Annotated in this window: 22 protein-coding genes and 1 pseudogene; 17 read left to right on the top strand and 6 right to left on the bottom strand. The window is 57.1% G+C overall.

From position 1 onward, the window contains the following. Positions 1-82 precede the first annotated feature (82 nt). Positions 83-832 carry an alpha/beta hydrolase gene (locus tag PCO31110_RS20725; protein WP_246189923.1) on the bottom strand — a complete coding sequence of 250 codons (750 nt, stop codon included), beginning with the start codon at positions 830-832 and terminating at the stop codon, positions 83-85. 975 nt (positions 833-1,807) lie between these two features. Between PCO31110_RS20725 and PCO31110_RS20720 the strand changes: the two genes are divergently transcribed. Further along, positions 1,808-2,932 (top strand): porin, encoded by a 1,125-nt coding sequence (locus PCO31110_RS20720; RefSeq protein ID WP_048628159.1) that lies wholly within the window; start codon positions 1,808-1,810, stop codon positions 2,930-2,932. Between the two features lie 178 nt (positions 2,933-3,110). Here the strand turns inward: PCO31110_RS20720 and PCO31110_RS20715 are convergent, their stop codons facing one another. Continuing rightward, on the bottom strand, positions 3,111-4,037 hold the full coding sequence (locus tag PCO31110_RS20715; RefSeq protein WP_048628158.1) for a LysR family transcriptional regulator: 927 nt from the start codon (positions 4,035-4,037) through the stop codon (positions 3,111-3,113). Positions 4,038-4,151: 114 nt separating this feature from the next. On the opposite strand from PCO31110_RS20715, the gene PCO31110_RS20710 reads away from it, so the two are divergent. From PCO31110_RS20710 to PCO31110_RS20690, 5 genes are all read left to right on the top strand, one after another. Next, positions 4,152-5,438 (top strand): aromatic ring-hydroxylating oxygenase subunit alpha, encoded by a 1,287-nt coding sequence (locus PCO31110_RS20710; protein ID WP_048628157.1) that lies wholly within the window; start codon positions 4,152-4,154, stop codon positions 5,436-5,438. Continuing rightward, positions 5,435-5,932: an aromatic-ring-hydroxylating dioxygenase subunit beta gene (locus tag PCO31110_RS20705; RefSeq protein WP_048628156.1), complete on the top strand. Its 498-nt coding sequence runs from the start codon at positions 5,435-5,437 to the stop codon at positions 5,930-5,932. Before PCO31110_RS20710 ends, PCO31110_RS20705 begins: the two co-directional genes overlap by 4 nt. A gap of 83 nt (positions 5,933-6,015) precedes the next feature. Beyond that, positions 6,016-6,579 carry a nuclear transport factor 2 family protein gene (locus tag PCO31110_RS20700; protein ID WP_048628155.1) on the top strand — a complete coding sequence of 188 codons (564 nt, stop codon included), beginning with the start codon at positions 6,016-6,018 and terminating at the stop codon, positions 6,577-6,579. 92 nt (positions 6,580-6,671) lie between these two features. Further along, on the top strand, positions 6,672-7,652 hold the full coding sequence (locus tag PCO31110_RS20695) for a PDR/VanB family oxidoreductase (RefSeq protein WP_048628154.1): 981 nt from the start codon (positions 6,672-6,674) through the stop codon (positions 7,650-7,652). Positions 7,653-7,715: 63 nt separating this feature from the next. Beyond that, positions 7,716-8,228 carry a nuclear transport factor 2 family protein gene (locus PCO31110_RS20690; RefSeq protein ID WP_048628153.1) on the top strand — a complete coding sequence of 171 codons (513 nt, stop codon included), beginning with the start codon at positions 7,716-7,718 and terminating at the stop codon, positions 8,226-8,228. Between the two features lie 29 nt (positions 8,229-8,257). Here PCO31110_RS20690 and PCO31110_RS20685 read toward each other — a convergent pair whose 3' ends face one another. Beyond that, a complete protein-coding gene (locus tag PCO31110_RS20685; protein ID WP_048628152.1) occupies positions 8,258-9,178 on the bottom strand; it encodes a LysR family transcriptional regulator in 921 nt (306 codons plus the stop codon). A 532-nt stretch (positions 9,179-9,710) separates the two neighbouring features. Between PCO31110_RS20685 and PCO31110_RS20680 the strand changes: the two genes are divergently transcribed. From PCO31110_RS20680 to PCO31110_RS20670, 3 genes are all read left to right on the top strand, one after another. Beyond that, positions 9,711-10,883: an amidase gene (locus PCO31110_RS20680; protein ID WP_048628151.1), complete on the top strand. Its 1,173-nt coding sequence runs from the start codon at positions 9,711-9,713 to the stop codon at positions 10,881-10,883. Positions 10,884-11,012: 129 nt separating this feature from the next. Next, positions 11,013-12,353 (top strand): MFS transporter, encoded by a 1,341-nt coding sequence (locus PCO31110_RS20675; RefSeq protein ID WP_082164679.1) that lies wholly within the window; start codon positions 11,013-11,015, stop codon positions 12,351-12,353. A 156-nt stretch (positions 12,354-12,509) separates the two neighbouring features. Then, positions 12,510-13,442 carry a LysR family transcriptional regulator gene (locus tag PCO31110_RS20670; protein ID WP_048628150.1) on the top strand — a complete coding sequence of 311 codons (933 nt, stop codon included), beginning with the start codon at positions 12,510-12,512 and terminating at the stop codon, positions 13,440-13,442. A 70-nt stretch (positions 13,443-13,512) separates the two neighbouring features. On the opposite strand, the gene PCO31110_RS20665 is transcribed toward PCO31110_RS20670, so the two are convergent. Both PCO31110_RS20665 and PCO31110_RS20660 read right to left on the bottom strand, forming a co-directional pair. After that, complete coding sequence (locus PCO31110_RS20665; protein WP_048628149.1) at positions 13,513-14,226, bottom strand: EthD family reductase; 714 nt, start codon at positions 14,224-14,226, stop codon at positions 13,513-13,515. Positions 14,227-14,270: 44 nt separating this feature from the next. Beyond that, positions 14,271-14,780 carry a flavin reductase gene (locus tag PCO31110_RS20660; RefSeq protein ID WP_048628254.1) on the bottom strand — a complete coding sequence of 170 codons (510 nt, stop codon included), beginning with the start codon at positions 14,778-14,780 and terminating at the stop codon, positions 14,271-14,273. 298 nt (positions 14,781-15,078) lie between these two features. Between PCO31110_RS20660 and PCO31110_RS20655 the strand changes: the two genes are divergently transcribed. The 7 genes from PCO31110_RS20655 (at position 15,079) to PCO31110_RS26185 (ending at position 24,029) form a co-directional block, all read left to right on the top strand. Next, entirely contained in the window at positions 15,079-16,233 is a 1,155-nt protein-coding gene (locus PCO31110_RS20655; protein WP_231606076.1) for an acyl-CoA dehydrogenase family protein, read from the top strand. A 79-nt stretch (positions 16,234-16,312) separates the two neighbouring features. Then, positions 16,313-16,504, top strand: a complete 192-nt coding sequence (locus PCO31110_RS20650; protein WP_048628253.1) for a tautomerase family protein — start codon at positions 16,313-16,315, stop codon at positions 16,502-16,504. A 40-nt stretch (positions 16,505-16,544) separates the two neighbouring features. Then, positions 16,545-16,787, top strand: a complete 243-nt coding sequence (locus PCO31110_RS20645) for a tautomerase family protein (RefSeq protein WP_306439172.1) — start codon at positions 16,545-16,547, stop codon at positions 16,785-16,787. Positions 16,788-16,875: 88 nt separating this feature from the next. Beyond that, positions 16,876-17,802, top strand: a complete 927-nt coding sequence (locus PCO31110_RS20640) for a catechol 2,3-dioxygenase (protein WP_048628147.1) — start codon at positions 16,876-16,878, stop codon at positions 17,800-17,802. Between the two features lie 585 nt (positions 17,803-18,387). Further along, positions 18,388-22,362: a filamentous hemagglutinin family protein gene (locus tag PCO31110_RS26105; protein WP_048628146.1), complete on the top strand. Its 3,975-nt coding sequence runs from the start codon at positions 18,388-18,390 to the stop codon at positions 22,360-22,362. 57 nt (positions 22,363-22,419) lie between these two features. Beyond that, the gene (locus PCO31110_RS20630) at positions 22,420-23,667 is read left to right on the top strand and encodes a ThiF family adenylyltransferase (protein WP_231606071.1); all 1,248 of its coding nucleotides are present in this window, start codon (positions 22,420-22,422) and stop codon (positions 23,665-23,667) included. Further along, the gene (locus PCO31110_RS26185) at positions 23,664-24,029 is read left to right on the top strand and encodes a ubiquitination-like system serine protease family protein (protein WP_072632752.1); all 366 of its coding nucleotides are present in this window, start codon (positions 23,664-23,666) and stop codon (positions 24,027-24,029) included. Before PCO31110_RS20630 ends, PCO31110_RS26185 begins: the two co-directional genes overlap by 4 nt. Here PCO31110_RS26185 and PCO31110_RS20620 read toward each other — a convergent pair. Beyond that, a protein-coding gene (locus PCO31110_RS20620) for an IS3 family transposase (RefSeq protein WP_167370756.1) occupies positions 24,021-25,219 on the bottom strand; the annotation gives its coding sequence in 2 pieces (ribosomal slippage) (positions 24,021-24,904 and positions 24,904-25,219; 1,200 coding nt in all). The genes PCO31110_RS26185 and PCO31110_RS20620 overlap by 9 nt on opposite strands. Positions 25,220-25,484: 265 nt before the next feature. Between PCO31110_RS20620 and PCO31110_RS20615 the strand changes: the two are divergent. After that, positions 25,485-25,658 (top strand): annotated as a pseudogene (locus tag PCO31110_RS20615) (integrase); the annotation flags it as partial. Between the last annotated feature and the right edge of the window lie 76 nt (positions 25,659-25,734).

The raw sequence follows: 25,734 nt of genomic DNA, 5'->3' as shown, positions 1-25,734 counted from the left end.
AAACACTTCGAATATGCGGGTTGATTGCGTCATTCATCGAAAGATAGATGGCGAACGAACCACTCCATAGCACACTGGCTCGTCACCTCGAAGTGTTTCGCATAGAGCGTAAAGTGCCTCGTGAAATCATCGCAAGTTGTTTGGGTGGTAGCGCATCCTCATACGCACGCAGGCACAGATCGGTGGCCGTCAACGTGCCTGCGTCGGCCTCGATCATCAACAGCGGCGTCGGGGAGATGCGTGTGATGTACTCCGCAGGTTCGTTTTCGCGCGATCGCTCTGCGCTGCGCAACGTCACCTCGTTTCGCCACTGCGGCGCGAACGCTGCTGTGCCTGCATAAAATGCGTGGCTGTCGGCTCCCGCCATCGCGCGTGGCTCTGCAGGATCGACACTCGTCGCAGGCAAGATGTCTGGGGTGCCCCCCGACGAAGCATTGCGCGCGGTCCGCCTCGAACGCCCTAACAACGCGGTAACGTGATCTGCGCGTGTCCGACGCAATGCCGATTGATACAGATTGATCTGCGGCAGCTGCGAAACCACACATTTCACTCGGCGATCGACCGCCGCAACCTCAAGCACATTGCCACCGCTGAAACTTGAACCCCAGATCCCTATGCGTGTGCCGTCCACGTCTGCCCGAGTCGAGACGTAGGTAATCGCGTCGCGATAGCACCGTTTCTGCAACGCCGGATCAACTTCCTGGCGCGGTATCCCTTCGCCGTCACCGAAATTGCGATGGCCGTAGACGAGCACAGCAAAACGTGCGCCAGCGAACGCCTCAGCATAACGATCGAGATATTGCCCCTTTACCGCCGAGAACCCGTGCGCCATCACGATGGCCGGGTGTTCACCCGCACGCCGCGATTGAATGGGCAGATAGAATCAGCCGCGCAGAAGCGCGCCCTCTGAAAGAAACGCCACGTTTTGACGTCCCATTGCGTATCCCTCTTGAATCAGGTGCGCCCGAGTTTTGGCGCTCAGGTCTCACGTTACGCAAGTAAGGCGCGTGTTGCGCTGCAAGTCAGGACATGCCCTACGCCAATTCGGACAATCTGAAATACGAGCTCGGCGTGGTTCCCGTTACGAGACGAAACATCGCCGCAAAGGCGCCCGGTGCCTCGCCGCCGCGGTCGAGTCTCGCCGCGACTCGCTTTCCTATCTTGATGTAGAGCCTGACGGCGCGGATGTGCTCTTCGTATGTGTACATGAACTACCTCCAAGTAGTCCAAGATTTTGTCCGCATCCCCGATGCAGTTGAACATTGTTCCCTCGGACACAACGTCCCTAGCTACCTCGGATCCACTTTGCGTGAAATTCCGCACTCGTCGAGCACCGAGCAAGAAGACGCGAAATAAATTCATGTCGATGCCGATGATATTCATTTGACTTATGGTATCGGCATTTACGACGCATTTGACGGATATTCCCCCCATTTCTAGACTCCATCGAAATGATTCGCCGACATGGCGAGAGTAGCCACATTGCGACCATGGCCGAGCCGACATGTCGGGTGTCAAGGGCCTAAGCCGACCTGGAGTTGCTTTTTATTGATCGCGGAGTAGGCGCGGCAGCGTGACTCAGCATTCGCTCGAGGCCGGGATTGTCGCCTTTTTGCGAGGCAAATTCCTGTTCAATCAGCCCATCGATTTCCCGTGGGTAGATGCCGAATTCTTGCCGAATTTGTTGCACACTCTCAATTGCTCACGGTCGAAATAATAAGCAAATAATTAGTACTGCATATCATATAAAAGGCCACAAATGAAGGCCATTCGCATTTTTTTTCTAACCACAAAATAGGTGTTGGATATGCGCTTCAAGTATGGATTTGTTGCATTGCTGATGGGGGTTTCATTTTCCGCGCTCGCACAGAGCTCAGTCACGATTTACGGGGTGATTTCAGATGGGATTGGATACTTCAATAACGAGGGTGGGCATTCCAACGTCCGGCTTGTCAGTGGCGCGAATCAGAACAACCGTCTCGGTTTTCGTGTGAATGAGGACCTGGGTGGCGGCATATCCACGATCGCAACGCTGGAGAACGGATTTGACATCAACCAGGGGTCGCTGGGTCAAGGCGGAAGAATGTTCGGCCGGCAAGCTTTCGTCGGGCTGTCAAGTCGAGAATACGGCACGATCACGATCGGACGCCAGTATGACGTGCTGTGGGACTATCTCGACCGAATCGAACCTCATGCAATGGGGCCAGGGCTTGCCACTAGCATAGGCAGCAACGACAACATTGAGGGCAATTTCCGCTACAGCAATTCGGTAAAGTACAAGAGCCCTGAGTGGAAGGGGCTGGAGTTTGAAGCGCTCTACGCTTTCAGCAACAAAGCTGGCGACTTCACACAGAATCGCGCATACAGCGCCGGTATCAATTACGCCTGGGGCTCGCAACGCTACGCATTGACCTACCTGAACATTGATCAGCCGGGCACGACCAACTCGTCAGGTGCGGTCAGTAACGACTACTCAGGCGGCGCATTCCAGTTGTTTCATACCAGCCCGCTGTCGCCCAATGTCGGCGTACAGCGGCAACGCGTATTCGCTGGCGGTGCGGAGAATGCGTTTGGGCGGGTGCGTCTTGGTGGCATCATCTCTGATGTTCGATATTCCTATCTGGACGGCACCAGCCTGCATCTCGATAACTTCGATCTTACCGCCGTCTACAACATTTCTCCGGCACTCGATATCTCGGCGGCCTACGTCTACTCGATGGGACACTATGGCGGGATCGATGCGTCGTCTCACTGGAATCAAGTGCAATTAGGCGCGGACTATTATTTGTCGAAGCGCACAGACGTTTATGCCTACGTCAATTATGTGAGGGCATCGGGCTCCCGAGCGACCGCTGTACTCTTCCTTGCCGCGGCGGCCTCCAGCACGAACACGCAGACCGCGCTGCTCGCAGGCATCCGACACAAGTTTTAAGCGTCAGACGCTGGTCGCAATTTCGCCAGCGTGATCCTTGAGGTGCTGGGGGGCTCTCATCGATTCACATTGGCATGTTGCGACCAGCGACCGATATCGATCTCGTGATTTTTCACCCGCAGCGCCGGAAATTCGTTCAGATTTTCCACACTTCCAAGACTACTTGGCGCGAAGTGTGTCAGGACCAACTTCTATCGAACCCCTGAATGACATCGGTCAGCAATCGCCTCATCCAAACGTTCGCTTCGTCTGATTCGAAACCTTCGTGCCAGTGCAGGGTGACAGCTGCGTGGGGTAGTTCAACGGGGAACTCGTAAATGCGCAGTGCGCTGTCTTGCGCGAATACTGCCGCGAGATGGTGAGGAACCGTGGCATACAAATCTGTGGCCGCCAAAACGTCCGGTAAAGCCACGAAATGCGGCACCTCCAATACGACATTGCGCTTCACTCCTTGCTGCACGAATGCGGCGTCTATAGCGTGGTGACTGTGCTCCGCAGACGACACTTGTACGTGCCTGGCCTCCATTAGAGTGTGAAGGCGTATCGTTCTTCCGCCCGGCAAACCTTTCCGCTTTCGCGTGATGCAAACATAAGTTTCGTCGAAAAGCGGCAAGCTGCGGGTGCGAGATTTCAGTGCGGGCAGATTACCTACAGCGAAATCGATATTGCTGCAGCGCAATGCCTCCTCGATCTCATCGGCCGGCAGCGGGAAAACGCCAAGACGCACATTCGGCGCAGTCTGGCGCAACAACTCACATATAGCCGGTAGGTACGCGAGCTCACCGGCATCGGAGATCGAAAGCCGAAACGTGCGGCTGCTGACCAACGGCTCGAATCGTTCGGCATACCGCAGTGCAACTTGAACGGATTCCATTGCTTTCGAAACGATGGTCGCGATTTCCAATGCCGCAGCTGTCGGCCGCATCCCGGTTCGAGTGCGAACAAATAGTGGGTCGTCGAAGAGTGTGCGAAGCCTGCCGAGACAGTGGCTGACTGCCGGTTGCGAAAGCGAAAGGCGCTCCCCTGCTCGCGTAAGGCTTCGCTCTTCCACAATCGCTTTGAATACGCGCAACAGATTGAGGTCTATACCGTCGATCGAGTTCATGATATTCGGCTGGCTTATGTTGGTGGAATTTTAGATCAATTTGACGCATGTATTCAAGTCACTGAAACTTGAATCCGCATCGACAAATCATCACCCCCAACTCCTCAGACAAAAATGAGCGAACCTACATATCAAACCATCGACGTGAGCGACCTGAAGCGTCGCGTGAAGGCGGACCGTTTTTTGCCTTCGCTTTACTACGATCCGTCACTCTTCGAGGCCGAGCTTGAGCGAATCTTCTACAAGACCTGGATTTGGGTCGCGCATGAAAGCGAGCTAGTTAACCCGGGTGATTTTCGTACCACTTTGATTGGCCGCCAACCGGTGATCGTGGTGCGCGACAAAAACGGAAGCGTCAACGTTTTTGAGAACCGTTGCCGACACCGCGGCGCTACTGTTTGTGAGCAACACAAGGGGAACGCGAAGTCTTTCACCTGCCCCTATCACAGCTGGTCGTACGGATTGGACGGCGCACTGCGAGGTTTGCCGTACAGCGACGGTTATGAGGGAGTCATTGAGAAGTCAGAGTTGCCACTCAAGGCGCTACGCGTTGGCATCTATCAGGGATTGATTTTCGCGAGTTTCAATCACGAGATTGAGCCTCTCGAGGATTTTCTTGGCAACGCGAAGCCGTGGATCGACCTCTTCATGAAGCAGGGTGCCGGGTATCCGATCAAGACGAACGGTGAACACAAGTTCAAGTTCAAAGGAAACTGGAAGATTCAGCTCGAGAACACCACTGATCTTTATCACTTCCCTGTGGTGCACAAGTCGTGGATGGATTCGATCGATGAGGAGACGGCCACCGCAGTGACCAGCTTTATTTCGAGCGATAAGGCCTTCTGTCGTTCGTTGGGCAATGGGCACAGCATTGCGGTGCAAGTGCCAGAGCTCATGAACATCGAGACTGACGACGGGGCGCCCCTGCCTGAGCGGTTCGAGCCGCTAGCGAAGTCGCTGCGTGAGAACCATTCGGAAGAAGAGGTTCGCCGCATCGTTCGGTCGCTGATGGGCGTCGGCTTCAACGTTAACCTCTTTCCTAATCTTGCGCTCTCGATGGCGTTCTTCCGAGTGCTTCGGCCTATTTCCGCCGACGAAACGGAAATTCGGCACATCGCGTTGGCCATGGACGGAGGGCCGGAAGAGGCAAATCGCGAGCGACTGCGCATTCACGAGAACTTCCAAGGCCCCTTCGGCTTTGGCAGCCCTGATGATGCGGAAGCGTGGGAGCGTGTCCAGCGAGGATCTTACGCCGGCCCGGACGTCCCCATTCTTCTTAACCGAGGCATCAATCGTGAAGTGACGCTGCCGAATGGCGACATTAACGGTCACTCTACCGACGAAACTGGTATGCGCGCTGGCTACGCAAAGTGGCTGGAGTTGATGGAGAAAGGACAATGAGTCTAGAAAATACGTCACTTGCCGTGCCGACCGTGGCCCGCGCTATCGAGCTGGTTTGGAAAGAAGCAGAGCTGCTGGATCGAAAAGAATACGCGGAATGGCTGCGTCTGTGGAATGCAGAAGGGATTTACGTCATTCCGATCGACCCCGCGACCAGTGATTTCTACGCGACGCTCAACTATGCGCTGGACGACCATGAGATGCGGAAGAAGCGGGTCGAACGTTTGATGTCGACATCCTCGCCGTCAGTCTCGAATGCGGCGAAGACAATCCGGACGGTGTCACGGTTCAACGTTGTTCGCGACTCGGATGGAATCGTCGACCTCCGTTCTGCGCAGATCGTCGTTGCTTACCGCCAAGGAAATGCTTCGCTGTTCGCTGCAGAGGTGGAACATCGGATCGACGTGTCAACCCAAGATGCACGCTTAGTGCAGAAGATCGTTCGGCTGGTCGATTCTTTGGACTCGTTGGCTGCCATCAGCTTCCTGCTCTGATTGAAAAATGTTCCGCCTTCGGCGCACGAAATCGCTCCGGCGGCGGAACCCTCATTAACTAGCAATCTTATCGATGCTTGAAAATGAACGATCAAAATCTTATTGAGGAAGTCCGCGCCTTGCGGAACACAGTAAACGAGCTTGCCGCTGAGGCGGACATCCGACGCATCGTCGCACGGTACATGTTTCTGTGCGATATCCCCTTGCCTGCCACGGGTGTTGCGCTTGAGGATCGCGTGAAGGAAATCGTAAGCCTCTATAGCGAAGATGCGATTTGGGAGGGAGTGGGCGCGCATTACAACGCGCAATTCGGACGCTTCGTCGGGCGCGAGCAGATTTACGCACATCTATCAAAGTTCTTCGAGCCTCGCGATCCGAAGATGATTCTCAACTGCCACTACCTTACGTCGGAGCAAATTCATGTCCGGGGCGAAACGGCGGAGGGTCAGTGGGTACATTTTCAGCCGTGGATCTTCGAGGATGGTTCGTCTGTCCTTCGGTCCAGTCGTATTAATAACGCGTTCAAGAAGGTGGACGGTGTTTGGAAGATGTCGCGCTATCGCACAGAGAACGTTTATATCGCGCCGCTTCCGAACAATTGGGCGACCAACGTCGCCAGCACGTCGATTCTGATGGAGACAGCGTAAGCCATTGGTCCCCTGGCAGGGGCCGCGATGTGTCCGTTGACGCCCGCGGTCCTCTACCACGTTACTGCCAAGCTTAAACGCGAAATTTGATTATGCAATCGACAGGCAAGACAACCTATACGGTGCGAGTCAACGAGATCAATGAAGAGGCGGTGGGGATACGATCCTTCCGTGTTTCTCGAGTAGACGGATTGCCGTTGGAACCCTATGAGCCAGGTGCTCATGTGGACGTTACCAGCCCTAGTGGCATAACACGCCAGTACTCGTTATGCGGTGATCCCGACGTTCGCGACGAATATCTCTTCGCCGTAAAGCGTGAAGAAAAATCGCGAGGGGGCTCGATATCCCTTCACGATGATGTGATGGTCGGTACGCAGTTGCTGATCGGTCGCCCCAGGAATCTCTTCGCGCTTGAGTCTCTGGCCAGCCACACTGTTCTGTTTGCCGCTGGAATTGGCATTACCCCGCTGCTCAACATGGCGTATCGGCTAGTGCGATTGCAACGCAAGTTCGTATTGCATTACTTCGTTCGCAGCAAGGCACACGCAGCGTTCTCAGAGATATTGCTTGCCCCTCCGTTCGCGCAACATGTTCACATGCACGTCAATGAGCCGCGGGACGGGATCGAACGCACGATGCATGAGGCGTTAGACCAAGCTGGTGGAAGTGCACATGTCTACACCTGTGGTCCATCGCCGTTCATGGAGTTGGTGGAAAAGATCGCGGAAAACTATGTTGCCGCGGACTCCGTTCATCTTGAGCGTTTCGAGGTGGCACCTGATCCTATATCTGAGGATAACGAGCTTGAGACCTTCAATGTGAAGGTCGCCAGTACCGGACAGATAGTGCGCGTGGAGAAAGGTGTGTCTATCGTTGAAGCATTGGCGACGATCGGGGTAGACGTGGACACTTCGTGTGCCGAAGGAGTCTGCGGGACCTGCGTTGTCGATGTCGTGGAGGGTGATCCATCGCATCGAGACCAATGCTTGAGCAAGAAAGAACGAGCATCCGGGAAAGTAATTTGCAGTTGCGTTTCCCGCTCTCGCTCACCGCTTTTGATCCTAGACCTTTAGAGGGTGCGAAGGAATTGACGCGGCAGCCTCCCTTCCAAAAACGATGAATACCGGAGAAAACACATGGACGCAATGATGAAACGACTTGCCGTACTCGAGGCCGAACACGCTGTACGCAGGACGATGGCCCGATATATGGCGCTCTGTGATGTCCCTAACGGCGGAGTAGAAGGAGAAACTCTAAAGGACCTGTTTGCGAGCGATGCCATTTGGCAAGGGATTGGCCCCCACTATGCGAACAAGTTTGGATACTTGCAAGGGCACGAGCAAATCATCGGGATGCTAAATCGATATCATCCTCCCGTGCCGCACTTCACGCTGAACGTGCACTTTCTGACGACCGAAACGATTGAGGTGAACCCTGATGCAGAGTTTGCCAAGGGTCGATGGATTATGCTGCAGACATCAGCGTACGTCGCAGGAAATTCCGAATTGATTGGTGCCAAGTTGGAAATCGATTTCAAGCCATCGGTAGACGGTACCTGGTTGATTCAGCACTTCCGTACGCAGCGCCTCTTCGATGCCCCTGCACAGCTCAATCCGGCAGTGCAGCTGGATCATGCTGCGCAACAATGAAGCAATAAGTGCATCCGCAAGCCCAATGTCTACTGACACGACTTGCGGATCACCTCAGATAAAAGATTGCGAAGCCAAACGTTTCCGCCATCGGCGTGGAAGTTCTCATGCCAGTGCAATGAGACCTCGGCCTTAGGAAGGGAAACGGGCGGCTCGTAGATCCTGAGCTGGCCATTTCTAGCCGCCAAGGTACTGGCAAGCCTTCGAGGCACGGTCGCAAAAATGTCCGTCACTGCCAGAATCTTCGGCAATGCCGAGAAATGTGGCACTTCAAGAGCTATCTTTCGATTCACCCCTTGCAATCGGTAGGCGGAATCGACCGACTGGCGATAGTGTTCCTGCGATGGGACGTGGACGTGGAATCCCGCTAAAAAATAGTCGATGTCAACGATGTGCCCCGGGGGCAATTCGGCGCGTGATCGCGTCACGCAAACATACGACTCTTCAAACAGTACTTCCGCCCGAGTCTTCAATCGCAGGCCAGGTAGATTCCCGATCGCAAAATCGATGCGATTCGATCGCAGACCATCCTCTACCAAATCGTAAGGCAGCGGGTCGACCGTGATCTTGACGTTCGGGGCGAGGCTATTGAGCGCGCTACAGATCGGGGGAAGGTAAACCAATTCGCCTGCGTCGGACAGCGAGAGTCTGAATGCGCGTTCGCTTCGCATCGGGTCGAACGACTCCCCATAGCGCAACGCATCCCTCAATGTCAGAAGCGTACGCGAAATCGGGGACTCGAGCTCTAACGCTAAAGGCGTGGGCTGCATCCCAGTACGGGTCCGCACGAAAAGCGTGTCGCCAAACAAAAGCCGCAAACGGCTTAGCGAGTAACTAATTGCCGGTTGCGACAACGCGAGTCGCTCCCCCGCCCGCGTCAAACTACGCTCCTTCGCAATCGCATCAAAAACGCGCAGCAGATTCAAATCGATACTGTCAACCGTCGTCATGGCAGTGCTGTGCTTTTAGCTGTGGGATGTCGTTGGGTACACATAGCTTGCGGAGTCGATTCTCAAGCAGAACCTTTTGCGAGGCAACGACCTTGGGATTTTCCCCTAGCCCGTCGGATTTTTCGCGACCGGAATGGGCAGCGTCTGAACTGATTTTGCCTCGATCGCCTCTCCGACGCCATTGTGCTGCGCTCCCTAAATAGCCGCGTACGGCGGGCTATGTGACATCGCTGACGGTCCGTCAAAAGGCCGATGTCCGATCGCAGCCCTCTCATTGTCGAATGAGACATTCGTCCCGCTGATGATGGTGCGATTTTAGATGAATTTGTTGAATTAGCGGGTGGGCGCGAAAATTTGCTCATCGATACCTGACACGTGAATCGCCGGATTTCGATGACTATCCAGTGTGCAACTGAATCCACGGGAAGGCGCATCAGGGGGCTGCTATCGGAGGCTCCAGGCACCTTGCGTTGGGAGCGGATACGCGGCGTTTCCTTGGCGCTGGAAACTAAGTTTATGGGGAAGACTCGTTGTGAATGAATTGCTCTCTGAATTTTCGTTGGGCTCGGGTGATCGCACGATCGTGATCAAAGACTCGATCGATATCAAGGGATTGAGGACCTCCATGGGGAGTCGAGCTTTTGCGTCCGATAGTCCGGCCGCCTCTCACGCTGAAATCGTCGATCTTTTGATCGATGCCAACTGGAGAATCGTGGGCAAAGCGAACATGCACGAACTGGCGTTCGGCATGACTGGCATCAACGACTACGCTGGCACACCGACCAACCCCCAAGGTGAGGAACTTATCCCTGGAGGATCGTCAAGCGGGTCCGCTGCTGCGGTAGGTCGGGGGCTCGCTCAGGCTGCAATCGGCACCGATACTGGTGGCTCCATTCGCGGTCCGGCGTCGTGCTGTGGCGTTATAGGTTTAAAGCCGACGTTTGGTCGAGTGAGCCGTATCGGTGTGCTTCCGATGGAATCATCTCTGGACTGCGTTGGCCCCTTTGCCCGATCGATGTCTGTAATTACCGATGTCATGTCGGCAATCGCTCCGAATTTCGATAGCAACGCAGCCGACTTCAAGCGAGTGAACGCTGCTGGGGTTCGCGTGGGCATGGTGCGGGCTCAAGCGGATTCGGCGATCACAAGCGCTATCAAGACGACGATTTATGAAAGTGGCTTGGCTCACGCCGAGCTCGATCTCCTAAAAATCTCAGACGCGTTCAATGCTGGCCTCACCGTAATCAACGCGGAGACGTGGCTTGCGTTTGGACACCTTTGCGGGAAAGCCCTGCTAGGGCCGGACATCGAGGCTCGCCTGCTGTCCGCTTCCCGTGAGTCGCCTTCATCGATTGCTGCGGCGGAGGTTGTGCGAAAGGTTTTTACGGCAGAGGTCGACAACGCTCTCGACCAGTTCGATGTTCTTGTTCTGCCCACGATGCCGGCGCCGCCGATAACGCTAAACGCCGCTCGGGGCGGGGCATCCGTAATCGGCTTGTCCTCCCTCATTCGTCCGTTCAATTTGAGTGGCCATCCAGCAATCAGCATTCCCGTTCCCGTGTTTGGCCACGTCGTTCTGGCGGGACTGCAGGTTGTTGGTAGACGCGGTGCCGACGAGAGGATTTGTGCAATTGCTCAGTTGCTGGAGGCATCGATGAGTTCGCGGCTCAGGATGCATAGGCAACTGCAACATCAACACAGCTAATCATCTCGATTCTGACCCATTGGTCGGTGCGCAGGGGTTTGTTGGTCGGCGTTTCGGGAAACATGAAATCCCGAATTTTCATCAAGAGAAATCATAGGATGGCAGTTCATTTTTATAAGGCTTGAGGCTATGAGCATTGCGGCGGAAATTTCAGACAACGCGCAGGTCAGTACGACGGATAGCGATAAGAAGCGCATCCGTCGAGCCGTTTTGACCTCGGTGATCGGACAGATACTGGAGTGGTATGACTTCTTCTTGTATGGAACAGCGGCAGCGTCGGTTTTTGGGACGATATTTTTCCCAATCGGAGTCGATCCACTAACAGGCACAATCGCCGCATTCGGCGGCTTGGCGGCCGGATTCATCGCGCGGCCGATTGGCGGGATCTTGTGCGGGCACTTTGGAGATAGATACGGTCGCCGCGCGGTGATGATGCTCACCCTTGGTGCAATGGGGAGCAGCACATTTCTCATGGGGCTCATTCCGTCCTACGCACAAATTGGTATTGCCGCGCCGGTACTTCTTGTCGCGCTCAGGCTGGTGCAGGGTCTGGCGGCAGGCGGAGAGTGGAGCGGCAGCATTTTGCTGATCAGCGAGAATGCACCTCAGCGAAAACGCGCCCGTCTGTCGGCCTGGAGCCCCTCCGGAGCGGTGATCGGATTTGCACTGTCTACCGGTGCGTTCATGCTGGCGCAACGCTGGTCGGGAGAAAGCTTTCTCACTTGGGGCTGGCGCGTTCCCTTTCTGCTTAGCGTGATCATGATCGGTATCGGCATCTACCTCCGGTCCCACATCGCAGAGAGCGAGGATTTCGCGAAACTCAGCAAGGAAGGAAAGGTTGCACATGCGCCGCTGTTGGAAGTTCTGCGGACGTGCCCGGGCCGGGTGTTGATGGTGTTCGGGCTGCGTTTGGGTGAGGGGACTGCATCGTGGATCTTCTTTGCTTTCTCGATCGCTTTCGGAAAATTCTGTGGAATTTCTGATCAGCTGGTCTACAGCGGGCTGATCGTTTCGATGTTGCTGTCGATCCCCGTGTGTTTGTTTTCTGGATATGTCAGCGACATCATTGGCCGCAAGCCTGTGTATTTGATTGGCGCGGTCGGTATCGTTGCACTTTCATATCCGTTCTTTGCGATCTTCCAAAAAGGTACGACCGTTGCTGTGATGACGGCACTTCTCCTCGCGAATAGTCTGGTTCTAGGCATTCTGCAAGGTTCACAGCCGGCATTCATCAGTGAATTGCTCCCGCCGAGACTCCGCTATTCTGGTCTTGGGATTGGACGAGAACTGTCTTCGGTATTAGGCGCCGGGTTCGCGCCGGTTATCGCGACAGCACTGCTCGCGCATTATCGAACCATAGGCCCGATTGCTCTTTATCTTGCCGCGCTTGGCATGGTGACAGTGATAGCGGCGTTGATCGCACCGGAAACCTACCCCAGAGAGGCACGGACTCGGGATCAATCGACCTAAGGACGTTGCCGCTACGTGGTTAGCCGCGGGACGGATGCCCTGTCCCATCAGTTCGGTCACGGTGATAGTTTGTCGTCGAACTGATGGGTCAGGGCATCTGTCCCTATTCTTAGATGCGTGGCCGTAAATGAACGTTCGAACGGTAGGGTAGGCACAATGAAGCAAGTCAACATGACGACCGTTGATCTAAACCTGCTCAGGACATTTCTTGCAATATGGGAGGGGCGTAGCTTGACTGTCGCCGCGGACAAGCTTCACGTCAGCCAACCCGCAATTAGCCACGCATTGCGCCGCCTGCGGGAGGTTTTCGACGATCCGCTGTTTGTTCGAAGCTCATTGTCGATGGAGCCGACCCCCGCAGCAACCCGATTACATTTGCCCATTCAGGAAGCGTTCACCATCATTCATGGTGCTCTTGTGAGGCACGCTGGTTTCGAGCCTGCGACCGCGTCACGAACGTTTCGATTGGCAATGTCGGACATGGCTCAACTGCACGTGTTACCAGCGCTGATGCAAGTGCTGGCAACACGTGCCCCCAATGTAGAAGTGCAGGTCCAGCAACTGCCTGTGGATCTGATAACCACGGCCTTACGCAAAGGCGACATTGATCTTGCCCTAGGGTACCTTGCTGAGCCAGGTCACGAATGTCGTTTTGACAAGCTTCGTGAGGACGAGTTTGTGTGCATGCTGCGGGCTGAACATCCGTTCCGTGCCAGCGAGTTGACGATCGAGGATGTGAATCGCTTGCGGTTTGTGCATTCGTGCACGAATACCACCGGCCACAACTCGGTAATGGAGGTCGCGTTTCGCCAAGCAGGAATTCAACAGAGTATTGCGTTACAGGTTCCGCAATTTACTATTGCGCCGCAGGTTGTTGCGATGACCGACCTTGCCTTTATTCTTCCGCACCCGATCGCAGAGCAGGTAAATCGCGATGGCATTTACCGATTACTACGCCTTCCGCTTACGCTGCCGACGATAACAGTGGGCCTTTACAGCCACGACCAATTTTCCGAGGACGACGGTATCGCTTGGCTGCGCTCGGTGCTCATCGAGCTATTTTCATCAAATTCCGAGAGCCCTTGGTAAGGGGCTCTCGGACTTCTCGCGCACATCCTGGATCGGCGATCAACCAGCCGGGAAAACAATGCCGGCAAGTCTAAGAAATGCTGTATTCCAGCGTTTGCATTGGGTAGTGGGGGCTTCTGCCAGAAAACGTGGGCAAAGACAGAAAGTCGTCGCGGAGTCGCTGTCGAATGGGAGAGGCGAGCGCTTGCCTCAGTGCGTGGTGGGAGTCGAAGACAGTTTTGTTACGTTGCATGTGGTTCGCACGCTCAACAGGCAAGCTGCTGAGATAGTCGATCCGGGTATAGATCTCAATTTCACGCACGCCAGGCAGCTGTGCCATCAGAGGGGGATGATTCCGGATGTAGTGATCGTGCCAAGCGTTCTCGTTCTCCGCCGGACCTTCATAGGAAACCAAGTAGGTACATTTCTCAATGCCATAAGAACACGTCTGACTCGGTTCATCAACCGGAAAGCGGCGCGTTAACATTGCTTGAAGTGCCCAGTCGCAATTCGCAAATGATGGAAATGAATGAGGATCGAGTAACGAATGCAACGCGCCGCCTTTCGTGAGAGCGGATTCAAGCGTATCGATGCCACCAAAATGCAACTGCAACGAGCACGCTGGCGCATCCTCCGCCGGGATGAAGGGGTCGTCCGCTTTTGCCGTGACAGGGAGATGAATCGCGAGCTTCTGCAGGCCGGGAACTAGATCTAGCAGGTCGTGAATCGACGCGGCACTGGCGGTGTTGTCGTGTTCGGCGCCACCATTCCTGGTGGTCGCAGTAAGAAATACGCAGAGTGACATTGTGAGCCTCTTTTTAAGGCGTTCGTAATTTTATCTGTTAGGCGTTATGCCGTGACGTGATGACTCAGGCGGTGAAAGGCTCTGCCGAAATAGGTCAAACAGTCGTCACTATCGCCAATCCTAATTTGGGCGATCTCAATGAAAATCACCGTGTGTGAGCCGACGATTTTCGTATAGGCAATGACACCCTGGAGGCTAGCGAGCGCGTCGCGCAAGACGGGCACACCGAACTCCCCCTCCTCCCACGCGTCCGCAGAAAATCGTTCCAAATGGGGAACGTTTGCCATGCCGGCAAATTGCATTGCAAGTGCTTCGTGGTGACCAGGAAGAATGTTAATGCAGACCCTTCCGTTGCTTAGCAACGCGTCGTGAGCTGCTCCTTTTCGGTTCAGGCAAACAAGCACGGTCGGCGGGGAGTCGGTAACCGAGCAAACTGCGCTAGCTGTGACGCCGTATCGACCACTTGGCCCGTTGGTACTCACAACATTCACGGCCGCGGACAGTCGCGACATCGCCTGTCGGAAGTCTTGCGTCATAAATTCGTTGATCTGCATGTCCGTGATACCTGTGTCAATGAATACGGGAATCATAGTTTGCTCTGTTCGCTGCAAGCAAATTCAAATAAATAATTGATGCTATTAGTGGTGATTATTTTTATCTTCGATCTTTCGCATTCTGTGTGGAATAACTATCAATTATTCGCGGAATTCGAATTGATAATTTGACGATTTATTAGACTAGCGAGATCCTTTGTTTGATTTCTTTACGGCGGGCTGCGACTTTGGAGGCTGCTCGACGAATGAGTCTGACTTGGAGATGCTAATGAAAATCGAACCCAGCGAAGCACTACTCATGCCTAGCGAACGCCAACCGGTCACGGCGACCGCGCTCGACGAATTGCTGGTCGAGGTGAAAAATCGGCGAGAGGAATTCAATCGCCTGTCGCATGTCCCTCGCGACATGGTGGAAAAGATGAAGGCCGTCGGCATCTTCCGTGCGAGCACGCCGAAGCGTTTTGGTGGCGATGCACTTCCGCCTGCACAGTTCTTGCGCGTCGTGGAACGCATTTCGGAGGTCGACGGGTCCACGGGATGGGTCGCAGCCTTCGGTTCCGGTAACGTCTACCTCGCCGCGCTGCCGGTTGAGACCCAGGCAGTGATCTATTCGACCGGTCCCGATCAGGTTTTTGGCGGCGGCTTGTACCCCTTGCAGCCGGCAGTCGAAGTTGAAGGCGGCTGGGAAGTGACTGGGCAATGGCGTTTTGCGAGTGGTTGCAAAGGCGCTTCGTGGCTTGGTGTGGGTATCGGCGGTACCGCTGCAAACGGCGGTGGTGCCGCAGCCGGAAAACCGCTGACAGCTGTGTTTCCGGCGTCCGAAGTGGAAATCGTCGAAAACTGGGACGTGGTGGGGATGCAAGGCACGGGCAGCCATGATTTGCGTCTGCATAAAAAGCGTGTAGACACGGCATGGACATTCACTCGTGGCACCGCGCCTACGATTGACGAGCCTCTGTATCGCTATCCTTCGATTTCGTATCAAGCACAGGTTCATGCCGCCGTGAATTTGGGCCTCGCTCGAGCGGCCCTTGACATGGTCACCGAGATGGCTGGAGGAACGAAAACGGTGACTGGCGCTCCGCGTCTTGGTGACCGCGCCTATTATCGAATTGAGCTCGGTAAGGCAGAAGCCATGTTGCGCAGCGCCCGGGCGTTTTTCTACGAGGCTCCCGAGGCCGTGTGGGACGGGATTCTGTCTGGCAAACCGGTTACTCCGGAGCAGGCGAATCTGTTGCGCCTGAGCGCGACGTATGCCGCGCAAATCAGTGCCGACGTGGTGCAGATGGCTTACCGGTTGGCCGGGACTGCGGCCATTTACAAGCCGAATCGGCTGCAGTGGATCATGCGAGATTCGCTCGTCGTGACACAGCACGCATTTTTGGGCGAGGCTACCTACGATAGCGCAGGCGCCTTGTTTGCCGGTGTCCCGCCGGTGACCCCGTATCCGTAAGCCGGCACATTCTTGACCGTAAGGCGCCGCAGAGGAGCCTTACGGTCCAGTGCGTCAGTTATTCACACGGGTGGCATACATGCCAAATATCGAAATATTTATCGTGGAAGGATACAGCGATCGGCAAAAGGCGGACTTAATCGCGACCGCTACGGCAGCGACCGCTAGTGCTATCTCGTCTCCACTCGATTCAATCCGCATCTGGTTGACGGAGATCCCCGCCAATAACTTTGGCGTGGCCGGAAGAACCGTGGAAAGCGAAGCGATGTGACGCTGGTGCGGCATGAGAGGTTGGTTTATCAACACCGTTCATGCTGTGTGCGACGTCATTTATGCGAAGGGAGGTTCAGGTGCCGATCGTTCAAGTTGTGCTTATCGCTGGCCGTACCGACGAGCAGAAGACTCGTCTGATCGCTGGGCTGACGGACTCAGTGGTGACAGTCCTCGGCGTGGGGGCTGAGTCGGTACGAGTTTTCATCAAAGATATACCCAATACCGAGTTCGGGATTGGGGGCGCGACGGCCGCCTCGCTGGGGAGGGGAATCGGTCGTTGAGGTCGCAGTTCAGTGCAGAGATTTTCAGAAGCCCACCTTCGTAAAGTGCGAAAGTGCGCCTCACCACTTAAAATAATAGGAGACAAGCATGGCACTCACAGGCGTACTGAGGCCCGGGCACGCTCAGATCCGTGTGACCGATCTTGAGGACTGCGTCCACTTTTACACAAATGTTCTCGGGCTGAAAGAAACCGGTCGCGATCGTAGCGGCCGAGTGTACTTGAAGGCTTGGGATGAACGAGATCACCATAGCCTAGTATTACGGTGCGCGACTGAGCCAGGCCTTGATTTCTTTGGCTTCAAGGTGCTCGACCGCGCCACTTTGATGCGCCTAGACTCGGATTTGCGGGCGTGGGGCGTGCACACTGAAGCCGTTCCGGCTGGCGACATGCTTGAGACGGGGGACCGAATCCGGTTCGAGGTACCCAGCGGCCACGTCATCGAGCTTTATGCGGAAAAAACGGAGGTGGGAACGGCAATGTCCGTGACAAACCCCGCGCCTTGGTGTGCCGACGCAGAGCGGGGAATTGCGCCCATGCGCATGGATCATGCGCAATTGAACGGCACCGACATCGATGGTGCTCGGGAGATTTTTACTGACGTCCTCGGCTTCTACGTTACCGAACGCCTCTTGATGGAAGATGGACGAGATCAGGGCGTGTGGCTGTCATGTTCCAACAAGGCGCATGATGTCGCCCTAGTTCGCCATGACACGCCGGGCAGACTGCACCACGTTTCCTTTTTGCTCGAAAGCTGGGAACGAATCTTGCGAGCAGCCGATTTGATGTCGATGCACGGCGCCAAAAAAGACATTGGTCCGACACGCCACGGCATCACCAGAGGGGCGACCATCTATGCATTCGACCCCTCGGGTAATCGATTTGAGACATTCTGCGGAACCGCTGTTGGTTATCCAGACCAAACGCCGCTTGTGTGGACCCACGAAGAAACGGGGACAGCTATCTTTTATCACGACCGAGAAATGCATGAACCATTTCTGACTGTCATGACTTGACCCTATTGGCGGCGCCGATAACGTGCCGCCCGACGAATCGCACGTGCGACGAGGGGGCTTGATTGTCAATAGTCGCCGTACATTTGCCGTACGAGCCAAGTGCATCGAGTTGACGTGGCCAAGTAAGTTGCTCGACTGTTGATATGAAAGCAGGAGTTCAGGTCGGCCACTTACTTGACGGCGAACTCGGGCGGCAAATCGAGCACCAACGCGAAGCCAGTTTGCTTAACGTCACGCAAAGGTATTTGTCGGAGTACTCCGCGTGTGAGCTTTCCCGTGGAAGGCGGAAACGCGCCACTCGGATCGTTGTGGAGTCGCTCGACTCTTGAGTTCTCTGAACGTTTGGCTCTGAACTGTGTTGCCGGACCGATTTTTTTAAGCAAGCGGACATCTAGAACACGGTGGTCATTTTCCGCTTTGGGTCGTTAACGGCCAAATTTAGTGGTGAAATCCATGGCGTTCGGGACGGCGAGCCAATTCAACCGAGGGCTCGTTTGCGCGCACCACGTAGGCGCATTCGCTGTATTTATGGGGCCGCCGAAGCGGGATCCCGTAACGGAGTTAATTGTTCCGTAACGGAGTTAATTGTTTTACATCAGCATCGCGCTCAACGGTTTCTGGACCTACAATCTGCCGGGCGGCAGCACCATCACCCAGGGGACACTGGACGGCTACGACGTCGCGAGCACTGCGTTCATCAGCGCCGCGCTGGCAAACAGCGCCCTGCAAGGCAGGCTCGCGGGCCTGACCGCTTACGGCAACGCCTATCATCTGCGCCCGGGCGTGCAGATTACCTCGAGCGGCGATCTGTTGACCTCGGGGGATATTGATCTGGCCGGCTATCGCTATGGTCTCGGGGCCAATCGCGACCCGAACTCTCCAGCGTACGGTGCCGGCGAGCCGATGGCCCTCGTAGTGCGTGCCGGTGGCAATCTCTCAATAAAGGGGAGCATCTCGGATGGGTTCAAAGCGTCAGCGGGAATACCGGCCACTGTCGCAGCTATCGATGTCACGAACAGTTCGTTCTTTGCTCAGAAAAAAACTGAGGTTGGTGCTGACAGTTATACATACTGGTTCGATCAGAAAGAAGACGTGATCGTTCTGAATGATTGGACCATTCCAGACAATGCCTTCTATAATTGGTGGACATTTAATTGGTGGGGCAACCTAGTCGACAGCAAAAACAATTACTATAACCCGGGCGACACGATCAGGGCGGGCACGATCATCAGTGCCAGTAACAGTTATGGCTTCGCATTCGAGCCTAGCAACATGCCGAATGTCGCAGTTGTGGTGAGCCCCGCAATTCCCGGCGCGGCGCCTACAGCGCCGATGGCGTCAATGCTCTCGGCTGGCTTGCTCTCAGCGTCTATCCGATTGGTCTCTGGCGGCGATCTCGCCGCTGCAGACCAGCGCGAGCTGCAAGCGATGCGGGCTCTCAACGGAGGCGGCAACCTTACGCTAAGCGCCACGAGCTACAACGCTTCGCGCAATGGCACGTACTTTAGCGTGCTGCGAACCGGTATCGGGAATCTCGAATTACTCGCGGGTGGCAGCTTCAGCGAAGCGACCCCGTATGGCGTCTACACGGCCGGCACGCAGGCCGCGCCGATTCTGGCCGCGGACGGCAATCCTTACGACCTGATCGGCGTGGATGGCACCACCCATGCCTGGTATCCGGAGCATGGCGGTGATCTGCTGCTCATGGCGCAGCAGGACGTTTCCGCCAAGGTGCAATTGTTTGACAACGTCACCCGCTATGTGGATTCGGATAGCACGGCGAACTGGTTGTGGCGCCAAGGTGGGGGCGGTGTTACCCCCGATCCGACAGCGTGGTGGATCAATTTCGGCAGTATCGCCAAGACCAGCAGCTGGACCAATGACAGCTCACTCGTCGGATTCCAGGGAATCGGCACGCTGGGCGGTGGCAACCTGACGCTCATCGCCGGGCGTAATGCTGGCGTAGCGAACGCTAGCTCGACCGCTCTGGATCTGGCTGTGGCATCAACGGGCCGGGTGGCAGCAGATGGAACATTGGTGCAGACTGGTGGTGGTGACCTGATCATGAAGATCGGCGGCATGCTCAATCCAATGCCTGCCAGCCAAGCTTCGAACCGCGCCTCTGACTACTTTGGCGCAGTGACCAATCTGCGCGGTAATATCACTGTGAACGCTGGCGCCGTCGGCGCGGTGGCTCAGTTCTTCGGGAGCGCCTCATGGACGTCGTACGATCCGCGCGCCGTCGATCCAAACGTCTTTTCGCATTCGCAGAAGACCCCCGGCCCGATCTTCACGCCGGGCGATGGCACCGTCAGAATTACGGCGCGCGGCGATCTGGTGTTTGGTGGCGCTGGCGATGCTACGATGGCGACGCCCGTGGATCGGCGAGGCGGGGTCTACACGGTGACGGACGCCAGTGGTAAGGCTTACGGGACTGCCCGGGGGGCACTGTCCAGCTTCACGTTGTGGACGCCAGCGACGGCCATCAATCTATATGCAGCAGGCGGCGATGTGGCCCCATTGACTGGAAATACTGCCGATGGCAACTACAGCACCAACTTTTATCCTGGTACCCTGATTGCCACGGCAGCCAACGGCGACGTCCGCTTCTCGGAGCCGGGTAGCGCAGCGTCGTTTGGGGTACTCGAACTGGTGCCCTCACCCTTGGGTCAATTCGAATTGCTCGCTGCGGGTTCGATCTACGGGACGAGCCAGGTGGTGGCGATGTCGGGTTCCAACATGAGCGCGCTAGCTACGCCGGTTCATCCCGTGTTCCAGTCGATAGCCGGTGCGAATGCGAGTCCGACGGCGCCATACTTGCTGTTCGATAACGATCCGATCGCGTTCGGTGAGGATACGCCATCTGGCTTCCTGCATGCACAGGACAGGAAGCCCGCGATGGTCTATGCGGGTGTCGACATCCAGGATCTGACTATTGGGCGTGTCTCCTCGCAAAATCAGAGCGTCGCGCTGGGATTCCACCCAACCCACGCGATGTGGTACGCCGCCGCGAAGCCGTTCGAGGTGATTGCGGGTCGGGACATCGTGGGGACGGGCACGACGCCAAGCGTGTTTCTGAATACGAACGCCAACGACATCACGCTGATACAGGCCGGGCGCGACATCTTCTACCAGTCGATTGATATTGTCGGCCCCGGCCTGCTTCAGGTGCAGGCCGGCCGCAACCTCTACCAAGGCTATTACGGGTCGCTGACGAGCGTGGGCGATGTGGCCAACCCGTCGAACCGCTCGGGCGGTGCGGGCATCACGGTGCTGGCCGGTGTCGGCGCGAATGGCCCCGACTACACGGCTTTCGCCAAACTGTACTTCGATACGGCGAACCAGTTGAGCACTGGCATTCCGCTGGCGGGCAGCGGCAAGGTTGCGCGTACGTACGACGAGGAGCTATTCGCCTGGCTGCAACAGCGCTTTGGCTACAGCGGCACGTCGGCCGATGCGCTGGCGTACTTCCTGGCGCTGCCCAGCGAACAGCAGGGTGTATTCGTGCGCCAGGTCTACTTCAAGGAGTTGCTGGCGGGCGGGCGTGAATACAACGACCCGACGAGCTCGCGCTACGGCAGCTACCTGCGCGGTCGCGAGGCCGTCGCTACACTCTTCCCGTCGACGGATGCCCAAGGCAATGCGATGAGCTATCAGGGCGACATCACGATGTTCAGCGGTATTACGGGTTCGAAGACGGTGAATGGCCAGACGGTGCCCGTCGTCACCGACGCTGGTATTCACACCAACTTCGGTGGCGACATCCAGATGCTCAACCCGGGCGGCAAGACGATCGTCGGCGTGGAGGGCGTGCCAGCGGGCGCGGGTGCAGGCTTGATCACGCAGGGGACGGGCAACATCGACCTGTATTCGAAGGGTTCGATCCTGCTGGGTCTGTCGCGCATCATGACAACGTTTGGGGGCAGCATCCAGGGCTGGTCGGCCGAAGGGGACATCAATGCGGGCCGAGGTTCCAAGACGACGGTGGTATACACCCCACCCAAGCGGGTCTATGACGAGATGAGCAACGTGACCATATCGCCGACTGTGCCGTCCTCTGGTGCGGGTATTGCAACGCTCAGTCCGATTCCGGAGGTGCCGGCAGGAGACGTTGACCTGGTGGCGCCGCTGGGGACGATTGATGCAGGCGAGGCAGGGATTCGGGTCTCGGGCAACGTGAACTTCGCGGCGCTGGCGGTGGTGAACGCGGCCAACGTGCAGGTGCAGGGCAAGTCGACGGGGCTGCCGGTGATGGCAAGCGTGAACGTGGGGGCGCTGACCAACGCGAGTGCGGTGGCGAGCACTGCGGCGACGGCCGCGCAGGATGCGATGTCGCGTGAGCGCGCTTCAGCACGCCAAGCCATGTCGTCGATCTTTTCGATACGCATGCTCGGCACCGGCGGTGAGGCGGCCCCGGACAACAGGCAGGCAGACCCCCAGGCGGAGAAGCCGACCAGCTATCGGTCGAGTAGCGCGGTTCAGGTCTTGGGCGGCGCGCATCTCGGAGACTTCGCTCGCAGTCAACTGACGGAGGCTGAACGACGATCACTCGGGCTTTAAACAAGATGTCGTTTTGTCTTCTGAAACGGCCCCTGGTCGGGAGTGCCTCGCACCAGGTTGATCTCGCACGAAGTCATCCCCGTCGCTGCCGATGAAATGGTCTCCGCATCGCCTGTCCGCGTCACATGGTCCACCCGCGGCTTCATGCGCACTCTCGGCATCGCGAAGGAACGGGGCCTAGTTGCGGGTCTGGTACACACGCATCCGAACGCGGCAGCGTTCTTCTCCGACCAGGATGACCGAAACGAGGCGGAGCTGGCTCGGACGACGTTCAATAGGGGCGTTTCCGGCCTGGCCAGCATGGTGTTCGGCCGCGATGACGCCATCGCGGGCAGGCTCTGGACCGCACCCGGCAAGACGGTCATGGCATCCTCGATCTCGCTGGTAGGAAGCCAGATCAAGATCGCGCGCACGGTGGCTTCGGCTGACGAAGATCAATTCCTGGCGCGGCAGGCCGCGCTCTTCGGCCAAGGGTTCAATCCAGTCGTGCGCGGGCTGCGGGTCGGTGTCGTAGGGGGCGGCGGCACGGGCAGTGCTGTCGCGATGCTATTGGCGCGGCTGGGCGTCGGCTTTCTGGGGCTGATGGACAAAGACATCATTGATGTCACCAATCTCAACCGCGTGCATGGCTCGCGCACCACAGATGTGGCCGCCGGCTTGGCCAAGGTAGACATCCTCGCGCGCGAGATTCGCGCCGCGGGTCTCGGCACCCAGGTCGTCACCAAAGAGGAGTGGGTCGGCCATCCTGATCTGCGCGATCTACTGCGCTCCTGCGATGTGCTGTTCGGCTGTACCGACGACCATCAGGGGCGGCTGACGCTCAACCGCCTGGCGCACTACTACGGCATCCCGTTGATCGATATCGGCCTGCGGATGCGCCCGGCACGCAGCGGCGCGGACTACGACATGACAGGCCGCGTGTCGACGATTCGCCCTGGCAACCCTTGTCTCATGTGTTTGGGAGTGGCTGATCCGCGCCGCGCTGCGAACGAAGGACTCCGGCGCAGCGACCCGGCCGAGTTCGAGCGGCGTAAGGCGGAAGCCTATGTGGATGGTAGCGGCGACCCTGCGCCCGCCGTGGTTACGTTCACCACGGCCATCGCCTGCGCAGCCGTCGATGAGCTTATTCAGGGCCTGACCAGCTTTCGCGGCTCGGGGGGCATGACACACAACAGGATTCGCCGGTTCGACCGCGTAGAAGATCGCGCGATGACCTGTCGACCCGTGGCTTCTTGCCCGGTTTGTGCCAGCCAGGCGAGCTGGGGGCGAGGCGATGTCAACCCATTCCTTGGCGTTATCGGATGACCGTCAAGCGAATTATCGTGCGAGCGCTGCGCCGGCTCGGGTGGCTGCGCTACGATCTGCTCGTTTATCCGGTTGCGCAGCATCCGGGCAAAAACGCCCTGCCGCCCGGAGAGCTGTGGGTGGTCATCGACACCGGCGTCAAGAAGTGGGCTTGTATGAGCTGCCCCGGCGGTTGTGGCGTACAGATATCGCTTTCCCTTAACCCGGATCGACGCCCCCGGTGGTCTGTCGAAACAGACTTCTGGGGGCGACCAACCATGTCGCCCTCTATCCACCAGCATCGAGCATGTTCATGTCACTTCTGGGTAAAGAAGGGTGGAGTTGCCCCTGTAACTCAGGACACGTGGACACCGTTAGGTTGATGACGCCGCTGCTCGCCTGAACTCGCGAGGCGAGCGGTATTTCAGGGCTTTGTGCGGGTGGCGCTCATTGTAATGTTCAAACGCAATGGCCAGACGCGAGAGCGCCGTTGGCGCGTCGGGCTTGTCCATATAGGCGACGTAATTGTGCTTCATGGTCTTCACGAACGACTCAGCCATGCCATTGCTCTGCGGCGAACGTACGGGCGTGGTCAGCGGCTCCAGGCCCAGCTCGCGCGCGAAGCTGCGCGTGCGATGGTCGATGTAGGCCGAGCCGTTGTCCGTCAGCCATTCGATGGCCTGCGCCGTCTGCGTGGTGCCGAAGCGCTGCTCGACGGCCGCCAGCATCACGTCGCGCACCACGTCGCCGCTATGCCCGCCGGTCGTAGCAGCCCAGCTAATCGCTTCCCGGTCACAGCAATCCAGCGCGAACGTCACGCGCAGCGGCGTGCCATCGTCGCACCGGAACTCGAAGCCGTCCGAGCACCAGCGGGTATTGCTCCTATCCACGGCCACGCGACCGTCGTGCCGCCGCTTGTCTCGCCGCACGCCGGGACGACGCAGCAACAAATGGTGCTCACGCATGACCCGATACACGCGCTTGTGGTTGATGCACGGTGCGCCGACCATCTCGCGACTGCGGCGCAGCAGCGCCCAGATGCGCCGGTAGCCGTAGGTTGGCAGATGCGCCACGTGGCCATGGATTTCCTCGACCAGTTCCGTGTCGTCGGTGGGCTTGGCACGGCGACCGTCTTGCCAGTCAGACGAACGAGCCTGCTTCACTGCCACAACAGAGCGCGCCACGCCGAGAACTTCGCAGACCGTTTTCAATGGTCGTCCCCCGGCAGCAAGGGCGAGCGCGCAATCAGGTTTTTTGAACGGCCCCATTCCACGGCTTCCTTCAGGATTTCGACTTCCATTGTCTTTTTCCCGAGCAGCCGTTGCAGCTCCTTGATTTCCTTGATGGCTGCAGCCAACTCCGATGCGGCCACTACGGTTTCTCCCGCTTTCACCGCCGCCAGACTGCCTTCCTGGTATTGCTTGCGCCAGCCGAACACTTGGTTCGGGTTCACGCCGTGCCGCCGGGCCACGGCTGACACCGATGCTCCCGGTGCCAGCGTCTCCTGCACGATGGCGATTTTTTCCTGCGCCGTGCGCCGCCGACGGCGCTCCGGCTCGGTCAGAATTTCGATGGGTTCCACGTAATGACTAGGCTTACTGATAGGCACAAGACTATCCGTTATTTTAAGAGAGTCCTTGTGTCCTCAGATACGTGGGGCCGCTCCAAAGGGTTTGATAGAGTGGTGCCGGTAGAGACCCACCCGGCACCATGTCTAGCCGATACGCAATCGACGCTGCCGTAGGCTAAGGTGCAGCCTTTGCCAAGCTCTAGGAGAAATCCACCATCCGCTGGTCGACTGCTGTTTAGGATCAGATTCCGAATATTCGTCCTTGAGGTTACCGTCGCCGAACTATCCGACTCGGCACATGACCCACGGTGAGCACTACGGCGGCTGGACGCGCGTGCTCAAGGCCGCAGGTGTGTCGCACGTTGGCAGCCACGGTATCCGTCACCGGGCGAAGACCGACATTGCCAACTCGGGCTTGCCGACCAAGGTGGGTATGGAGCTCGCGGCGTGAAAGTTTGCGGTACTCGAACTGCGCTACCACAGGTTTTTGTTGGTATTTCTGTTGGTGCCGGAACAGT

The organism is Pandoraea communis (genome assembly GCF_902459745.1).
Classification (GTDB): Bacteria; Pseudomonadota; Gammaproteobacteria; order Burkholderiales; family Burkholderiaceae; genus Pandoraea; species Pandoraea communis.
This window is presented reverse-complemented; position numbering and strand designations above follow the sequence as displayed.

Bases quoted from the DNA above. Each gene is read 5' to 3' on its own strand.
- PCO31110_RS20725 (WP_246189923.1), bottom strand. From the start codon at position 832: ATGGCGCACGGGTTCTCGGCGGTAAAGGGGCAATATCTCGATCGTTAT.
- PCO31110_RS20720 (WP_048628159.1), top strand. From the start codon at position 1,808: ATGCGCTTCAAGTATGGATTTGTTGCATTGCTGATGGGGGTTTCATTT.
- PCO31110_RS20715 (WP_048628158.1), bottom strand. From the start codon at position 4,037: ATGAACTCGATCGACGGTATAGACCTCAATCTGTTGCGCGTATTCAAA.
- PCO31110_RS20710 (WP_048628157.1), top strand. From the start codon at position 4,152: ATGAGCGAACCTACATATCAAACCATCGACGTGAGCGACCTGAAGCGT.
- PCO31110_RS20705 (WP_048628156.1), top strand. From the start codon at position 5,435: ATGAGTCTAGAAAATACGTCACTTGCCGTGCCGACCGTGGCCCGCGCT.
- PCO31110_RS20700 (WP_048628155.1), top strand. From the start codon at position 6,016: ATGAACGATCAAAATCTTATTGAGGAAGTCCGCGCCTTGCGGAACACA.
- PCO31110_RS20695 (WP_048628154.1), top strand. From the start codon at position 6,672: ATGCAATCGACAGGCAAGACAACCTATACGGTGCGAGTCAACGAGATC.
- PCO31110_RS20690 (WP_048628153.1), top strand. From the start codon at position 7,716: ATGGACGCAATGATGAAACGACTTGCCGTACTCGAGGCCGAACACGCT.
- PCO31110_RS20685 (WP_048628152.1), bottom strand. From the start codon at position 9,178: ATGACGACGGTTGACAGTATCGATTTGAATCTGCTGCGCGTTTTTGAT.
- PCO31110_RS20675 (WP_082164679.1), top strand. From the start codon at position 11,013: ATGAGCATTGCGGCGGAAATTTCAGACAACGCGCAGGTCAGTACGACG.
- PCO31110_RS20670 (WP_048628150.1), top strand. From the start codon at position 12,510: ATGAAGCAAGTCAACATGACGACCGTTGATCTAAACCTGCTCAGGACA.
- PCO31110_RS20665 (WP_048628149.1), bottom strand. From the start codon at position 14,226: ATGTCACTCTGCGTATTTCTTACTGCGACCACCAGGAATGGTGGCGCC.
- PCO31110_RS20660 (WP_048628254.1), bottom strand. From the start codon at position 14,780: ATGCAGATCAACGAATTTATGACGCAAGACTTCCGACAGGCGATGTCG.
- PCO31110_RS20655 (WP_231606076.1), top strand. From the start codon at position 15,079: ATGCCTAGCGAACGCCAACCGGTCACGGCGACCGCGCTCGACGAATTG.
- PCO31110_RS20650 (WP_048628253.1), top strand. From the start codon at position 16,313: ATGCCAAATATCGAAATATTTATCGTGGAAGGATACAGCGATCGGCAA.
- PCO31110_RS20645 (WP_306439172.1), top strand. From the start codon at position 16,545: ATGCTGTGTGCGACGTCATTTATGCGAAGGGAGGTTCAGGTGCCGATC.
- PCO31110_RS20640 (WP_048628147.1), top strand. From the start codon at position 16,876: ATGGCACTCACAGGCGTACTGAGGCCCGGGCACGCTCAGATCCGTGTG.
- PCO31110_RS26185 (WP_072632752.1), top strand. From the start codon at position 23,664: ATGACCGTCAAGCGAATTATCGTGCGAGCGCTGCGCCGGCTCGGGTGG.